This is a genomic window from Nonomuraea sp. K271, from assembly GCF_009908215.1.
In the GTDB taxonomy this organism is placed as follows: Bacteria; Actinomycetota; Actinomycetes; order Streptosporangiales; family Streptosporangiaceae; genus Nonomuraea; species Nonomuraea longispora.
This window is the reverse complement of sequence record NZ_JAAAHR010000285.1, coordinates 1-6245: the sequence shown is the minus strand read 5'-3', so window position 1 is coordinate 6245 and position 6245 is coordinate 1. Positions and strand designations below refer to the sequence as shown.

General features: G+C 67.9%; 9 protein-coding genes. 8 read left to right on the top strand and 1 reads right to left on the bottom strand.

What is annotated here, in order from left to right:
• The first annotated feature begins 133 nt into the window (after positions 1-133).
• From GUY59_RS45525 to rplL, 3 genes are all read left to right on the top strand, one after another.
• The gene (locus GUY59_RS45525) at positions 134-952 is read left to right on the top strand and encodes an LppX_LprAFG lipoprotein (protein ID WP_236668133.1); all 819 of its coding nucleotides are present in this window, start codon (positions 134-136) and stop codon (positions 950-952) included.
• A 239-nt stretch (positions 953-1191) separates the two neighbouring features.
• Positions 1192-1716: a 50S ribosomal protein L10 gene (rplJ, locus tag GUY59_RS45520; RefSeq protein ID WP_132335272.1), complete on the top strand. Its 525-nt coding sequence runs from the start codon at positions 1192-1194 to the stop codon at positions 1714-1716.
• A 69-nt stretch (positions 1717-1785) separates the two neighbouring features.
• Positions 1786-2181 (top strand): 50S ribosomal protein L7/L12, encoded by a 396-nt coding sequence (gene rplL / locus GUY59_RS45515; protein ID WP_138208529.1) that lies wholly within the window; start codon positions 1786-1788, stop codon positions 2179-2181.
• 9 nt (positions 2182-2190) lie between these two features.
• Here rplL and GUY59_RS45510 read toward each other — a convergent pair whose 3' ends face one another.
• Complete coding sequence (locus GUY59_RS45510; RefSeq protein ID WP_138208528.1) at positions 2191-2652, bottom strand: nuclear transport factor 2 family protein; 462 nt, start codon at positions 2650-2652, stop codon at positions 2191-2193.
• Between the two features lie 86 nt (positions 2653-2738).
• Here GUY59_RS45510 and GUY59_RS45505 point away from each other — a divergent pair, with 86 nt between their 5' ends.
• The 5 genes from GUY59_RS45505 to GUY59_RS45485 form a co-directional block, all read left to right on the top strand.
• Complete coding sequence (locus GUY59_RS45505) at positions 2739-3302, top strand: TetR/AcrR family transcriptional regulator (RefSeq protein ID WP_138208527.1); 564 nt, start codon at positions 2739-2741, stop codon at positions 3300-3302.
• 89 nt (positions 3303-3391) lie between these two features.
• The gene (locus GUY59_RS45500; RefSeq protein WP_138208526.1) at positions 3392-4393 is read left to right on the top strand and encodes an ABC transporter ATP-binding protein; all 1002 of its coding nucleotides are present in this window, start codon (positions 3392-3394) and stop codon (positions 4391-4393) included.
• 194 nt (positions 4394-4587) lie between these two features.
• Positions 4588-5088, top strand: coding sequence for a hypothetical protein (locus tag GUY59_RS45495; protein WP_138208525.1), 501 nt, complete (start codon positions 4588-4590; stop codon positions 5086-5088).
• Positions 5085-5582, top strand: coding sequence for a hypothetical protein (locus tag GUY59_RS45490; RefSeq protein ID WP_171055633.1), 498 nt, complete (start codon positions 5085-5087; stop codon positions 5580-5582). Before GUY59_RS45495 ends, GUY59_RS45490 begins: the two co-directional genes overlap by 4 nt.
• A gap of 435 nt (positions 5583-6017) precedes the next feature.
• Positions 6018-6245, top strand: a 228-nt coding sequence (locus tag GUY59_RS45485; protein ID WP_132335263.1) for a hypothetical protein, incomplete at its 3' end; no start/stop codon positions are given.

Sequence of the window (6245 nt, the reverse complement as noted above, 5' to 3'; positions counted from 1 at the left end):
GGCGTGGAGGGCCGGGTGGCGGGGCACCAAATGTGAAGGAGATGTGTGGGCAGTGTGGGGGACAACCCTGGGTTTTCCCTTATTTGTCAGGGGAAGGCGCCACGGCGGCGGAACTTAAACGTAAGGTCAAAACATGCTGAAGCGCATAAGTCTCTCCGCGGCCGGCGCCGCGCTCGTCGTGGCGGCGGTCGCCGGTTGTGGATCGAACGCCCAGCCCATCCAGGTCAACCTGGCCGCCTCGGAGGTCCTCTCGCAGGCCGCGCAGAAGACCGCGGAGGTGAGCAGCTACACGGTGGACGCCGTCGTCACCATGACGCATCCCCAGGAGGGGTCCGGCAAGATGCAGGGGCGCATGCTCTACCAGAGCAAGCCGCAGCTGGCCGTCGACCTCACCCTCGACAGCGCCGACATGGGCGGCCAGAGCCTGCCGGGCGGCGCGCGTGCCGTGCTCCAGGGTGACACCGTCTACATCAAGGTCGAGGCGCTCAACAACCTGGTGGGCGCCACCAAGCCGTGGATCAAGGTCCCGCTCGGCGAGATGGGTGACTCCAACCAGGTCAACCAGGTTCTCACCCAGATCCAGCAGTTCGATCTGGGCAACATGACCAAGCTCGTCACTGCTTCGCAGGACGTGCAGTCGGTCGGCAACGAGAGCGTCAACGGCGAGGACACCACCCACTACAGCGGCACGTTCCCGGTCGACGTGGCCGTTCAGCAGCTGCCCGCCGACAAGCAGGAGCAGGCCAAGGAGGGCCTGGCGGAGCTGAAGGACGTCAAGTTCGACATCTGGGTGGCCGCGGACGGCCTGCCCCGCAAGCTGGCGCTGAACGGCTCGAAGGAGGGCGGCACGCTCGACGCCACCCTGTTCTTCAAGGGCTTCAACGAGCCGGTCGCCATCGAGGCCCCGCCCGCCGACCAGGTAGGAGAGCTGCCCAAGGGCAAGACCAACTGAGAACGATTTGGAAACTCGGCGGCCAGCGCGTAGTCTGGTCGGTGCCGAAGACCGCCGGTCGTCGCCAGGTGCCTCAAAACCTGGCGACCGAAGGATCCACATCATGTGGACGGCCCGCGCAGGTGTGATGCGAGTTTCCCACATGGTGTGATCCGTGTGCGTGAGCCCCGTGCGCCCTGCGCTCGGGGCTGTTCTCATGTCGGGGCGCCTTCGCCGGTGGCACATCTGGAAGGAGGCCCATGGCGAGGGCGGATAAGGCGACAGCGGTTGCCGAGCTCAAGAACGAGTTCGAGGGCAGCGCTGCCGCCGTTCTGACCGAGTACCGCGGTCTCACCGTCGCCCAGCTCAAGGAGCTGCGCACCTCTCTCGGTGAGAATGCGAAGTTCGCCGTGGCGAAGAACACCCTGACCAAGCTCGCGGCCGGCGAGGCCGGTCTCGCGGGCCTCGACAGCCTGCTCACCGGCCCGACCGCGATCGCGTTCGTCAACGGCGACGTTGTCGAGGCGGCCAAGGGTCTGCGTGACTTCGCCAAGGCCAATCCCCATCTGGTGATCAAGGGCGGCGTCCTCGACGGCAGGACGCTTGACGCCACCGAGATCACCAAGCTCGCCGACCTCGAGTCCCGCGAGGTCCTCCTCGCGAAGCTGGCCGGTGCCATGAAGGCGAAGCAGAGCGCTGCTGCCGCGATGTTCGCCGCGCTGCCGACCAACATGGCCCAGCTGGCCGACGCCCTGCGCGCGAAGCGCGAAGAGGCGGGCGAGTAACACGGGGGTTGCCGCAACTCCGCGGTCCCGTTCCTAGTTCTCAGCACGTCCTAACGTAAGGAAACCATCATGGCGAAGCTCAGCACCGACGAGCTGCTCGACGCGTTCAAGGAGATGACCCTCCTCGAGCTGTCCGAGTTCGTGAAGCAGTTCGAAGAGGTCTTCGACGTCAAGGCCGCCGCGCCCGTCGCGGTCGCCGCCGCCCCCGCCGCCGGTGGCGCCGGCGCCGAGGCCCCCGCTGCCGAGGAGCAGGACGAGTTCGACGTCGTCCTCGAGGCCGCCGGCGACAAGAAGATCCAGGTCATCAAGGAGATCCGCGCCCTGACGTCCCTGGGCCTCAAGGAGGCCAAGGACCTGGTCGACGGCGCTCCCAAGCCCGTTTTCGACGCCAAGGTCAACAAGGAGCAGGCGGAGAAGGCCAAGGCTGCCCTCGAGGGCGCCGGCGCCACCGTCACCGTGAAGTAACTTCCCCCTTCACGCGCGCTCTTCGGAAAGAGGCGGCTGCACCCTGGTGCCGGGTGCGTCCGCCTCTTTTCGCGTTTCCCGGCAGGTCGCGGACTCGACCCGCGCGATGGCGCCGGTGTCCATGTAGTCCCTGGTGTGGACGATCTCGCCGTCCCTGATCCGGAGCACCAGCAGGCCGGGCACCGTGACCAGCTCCTCGCCGGCCTCGACGAGGGTGTCCTGCTCGACCACCACGACCTCCGGGTCGTCGGTACGCAGCAGAGCCCGCCGCCGCACCTCCCGCACCGCGAAGGGCATCCGGCCCCACATGCCGCGGTAGCCCGTACGGACCTCCTCCCGTCCCCTGAACGGCGGCAGCCCGCCGAACGGGAACTCGTGCAGCCCGCGCTCCGCGTAGAGGTCGGCCAGCTCGTCAGGGGACTTGTGCGACATCGCCGCGTGGTAGCCCGTGACGATCTCTTCGATGGACATGCTCGCACCCTTCGCTCAACGTACGTTGACTCAACAATCGTAGAACGAAAAAGGGCGCAAATGTCAACGCGTGTAGAGTCGGGTCGATGGGCGAGAAGGTGCTTCCCCGGGCCGAGCGGCGGCGCAGGACCGAAGGGCGGATCCTCGACGCGGCCAGGGGGTTGTTCGCCGAGGTCGGCTACGAGCGCGCCACGATCAGGGCCATCGCCAGGTCGGCCGAGGTCGACCCCGCCCTCGTGATGCAGTACTTCGGCAGCAAGCAGGAGCTCTTCCAGCAGGCCGTGCGCGTGGTGGACGCCGACGCGGCCACCGGTGGGGACGACCTGGTCGAGCGGCTGCTCGCCACCCTCGGCGTGAAGCTGGGCGAGATGCCGCAGAGCTCGCTGGCCATGATGCGGTCGATGCTCACGCACCCTGAGGCCGCCGCGTCGGCGCGGCGAACGCTGGGGGCGCAGATCGACCGGCTCGCGGAGTCCATCCCCGGCGAGGACGCGCGCCTGCGCGCGGCGCTGGCCATGACGGTCATGGTCGGCGTGACCGTAAGCCACAGGCTGCTCGAACTCGACGAACTGCGCGAGGCGCCGCCGGAGGAGATCGCCCGGCTGCTCCGTCCCGGCCTGCGGGCGCTTACTGGACCAGACGTCTCATAACCGGCCCGTAACAAGTTGCCGGATCGGGGCTCGCTCCGGCGGATCGCCGTTACGGTAAGGCCACATCCTCCGGAATGCCGAGGTGGCCAGTGGGCGTCGAAGTCGTGGTCGACGGGTTGACCAAGTCGTTCGGTCGGCAGGTGATCTGGGAGGACGTCTCGCTCACCCTCCCGCCCGGCGAGATCTCCGTGCTGCTCGGGCCCTCGGGCACCGGCAAGTCGGTCTTCCTCAAGTCGCTCGTCGGCCTGCTCAGGCCCGACCGCGGTCACATCTGGATCGACGGCTACGACCTCGCCCACTGCGACGAGGGCAGACTGTACGAACTGCGCAGGCTCTTCGGCGTGCTCTTCCAGGACGGCGCCCTGTTCGGCTCCCTCAGCCTCTACGACAACATCGCCTTCCCGCTGCGCGAGCACACCAAGAAGTCCGAGAGCCAGATCCGCGCGATCGTCATGGAGAAGATGGAGCTCGTCGGGCTGCTCGGCGCCGAGTCGAAGCTGCCGGGCGAGATCTCCGGCGGCATGCGCAAGCGGGCGGGGCTGGCCAGGGCGCTGGTGCTCGACCCTGAGATCGTCCTGTTCGACGAGCCCGACTCCGGCCTCGACCCCGTGCGCACCGCGTACCTCAATCAGCTCATCGTCGACCTCAACGCCGAGATCGAGGCGACGTTCCTGATCGTGACCCACGACATCAACACCGCCCGTACGGTCCCCGACAACATCGGGCTGCTCTTCAGGCGCGAGCTGGTGATGTTCGGCCCGCGCGAGATGCTGTTGTCTAGCGACGAGCCGGTGGTGCGCCAGTTTCTCAACGCCAGGAAGCACGGGCCGATCGGCATGTCCGAGGAGAAGGACATCTCGGAGCTGGAGGCCGAGGCGCAGCTGGGGCACGACCCCGGCGCGCTGCCGTCGATCCCGCCGCAGCTCATGCCGAGCGACAACTCGATCCGCCGCAGCCAGCGCCCGCCCGGCACGTGGCTGGCGGCCAACGGCGTGATCCCGCCGCCGGGCTCGTTCGTGGACGAGCGTGGCCGCAACTGGCTGGAGGAGTATCCACGCCTGGTCAACGCCCATCTCCACGGCACGCGATAGCGGGCGGGCTTCGGGGAGGCGGTGTGCGTTGCCGGCGCCTCAGCGGGGCCCTCAGGCCCGTACAGGGGCATGTGTGGGTTTCCGGTTGATTCGATCTGGGTGGGCGTTATGCCGCCTCGGTTGGTTCAGGGGCTCCACGCGCGAGTGCCGGGTTATGATCCGGCGGACCGGTCCGGGGAAGGGGTGAGCGCGTCGTGGAAGGGCTCGCGGCACGGCCCGCTCGCATCCTCATCGCGGCACTCGGCGGGGTGCTGGCGGCGCTCGTGGGCACGGGCGTGTGGATCGCCGTGCAGACGCGCGACGAGCAGGCCAGGGCGGCCGACAGGCAGGCCGTGCTGCAGGCGGCCGGCACCCACGCGCTCAGCCTGATCTCGCTCGACCACGGCAGCGTCGACGACGGCATGAAGCGCATCCTCGACACCTCCACCGGGGCGGCCAGGGCCGGATACGAGGCCGACGCAGGCAGGCTCCGGTCGACCACCGTCGCCAACAAGGTCGTCCAGCACGGCGTCCTGCGCGCGACGGGGCTGGTGTCGCTGACGGAGACCGTCGCCAAGGTCCTCGTCGTGGCCGACGTGGAGATCCGCTGGGAGGGCTCGGACAACCCGCCGCAGGAGCGCTACTACCGGTGGTCGATGGACCTGACCAGAACCGCTGGCTCCTGGCTGGTGTCGAAGGCGGTGCAGGTGACGTGAGGCTCTTCGCGATCGTGCTGCTCGGCCTCCTCGTGGCCGTGGCGGGGGTGGCGGTCCCGCTGATGTGGCTCGACCTGCGCGAGTTGCGCGCCGCCGAGGAGGCCGCCGCGCAGGCGCTCACCGCCGCCAGGCGGGCGGCGCCCGATCTGCTCTCGTACGACTACCGCACGGTGGACAAGGACCTGGCACGCGCGAAGGCGCACACCACGGGGGAGCTGACCTCCTACTACGGGCAGCTGAGCACGAGCCTGGCGTCCAGGGCGAAGGCTCAGAAGATCGTCCAGACCGTGTCCGTGGCGGGGGCCGGGGTGGAGCGGGCGGAGGCCGACCGCGTGGAGGTTCTGCTGATCGTGAACATGGGTACGGTCAAGGAGACCTCCGGCGAGGACGGGCTCCAGCAAGGTTTCACTCAGAACCGGGCAAGGTTGGTGATGGTTCGGCAAGAGTCGCGATGGCTGGTGGCCGATCTGTCGACCCTGCTCGGCACTGCCTGACCCTCCGGCGCGCCGCTTCCTTCAATTGTTATCAAAAAACGGGTTTAGTGCAGTCAAGGCCACGGGTACCTCAGTCACAGCTACACCGGTTGCCGGCATGGGTTCGGCCCTCGGTGTGACAGAGCGTTAACCGCCCCCGTTCGCGGGTATCGTCTTGGGCCTGGCGGTAGGCGATCGGTCACACAGGGGAGAAAACCCAGCGTCCGGGCCCCTAGTCGGCTAAAAGTCGCGCTTGTGGGCTTGACGTATCCGCCTGAACGGGCGATGCTGCGACCAACGTGGAGCATGCAGCGAGAGCGAAGTGGACAGGCGTGTGCCGTTCGGCTACACTGCCCCTTTGCGCTGCCCTTTGACGACCCGTGATGCTTGCTCACGTTGCGAGGTTGTCTGGCGTGCGTGTAGTCAGTCCGCCGCGAGCCCTCGGAAGGACATCTGTTGGCAGCCTCGCGCAACGCCTCCGCCGTACCCGCTGGTCCCCGTCGCGTGTCATTTTCGCGCATCCAGGAGCCTCTCGAAGTTCCTGACCTTCTCGCCCTGCAGACCGAGTCGTTCGATTGGCTGCTCGGCAACGAGAAGTGGAAGGCCCGGGTAGAGGCGGCTCGCCAGGCCGGGCGCAGGGACGTCCCGACCCAGTCGGGTCTCGAAGAGATCTTCGAAGAGATC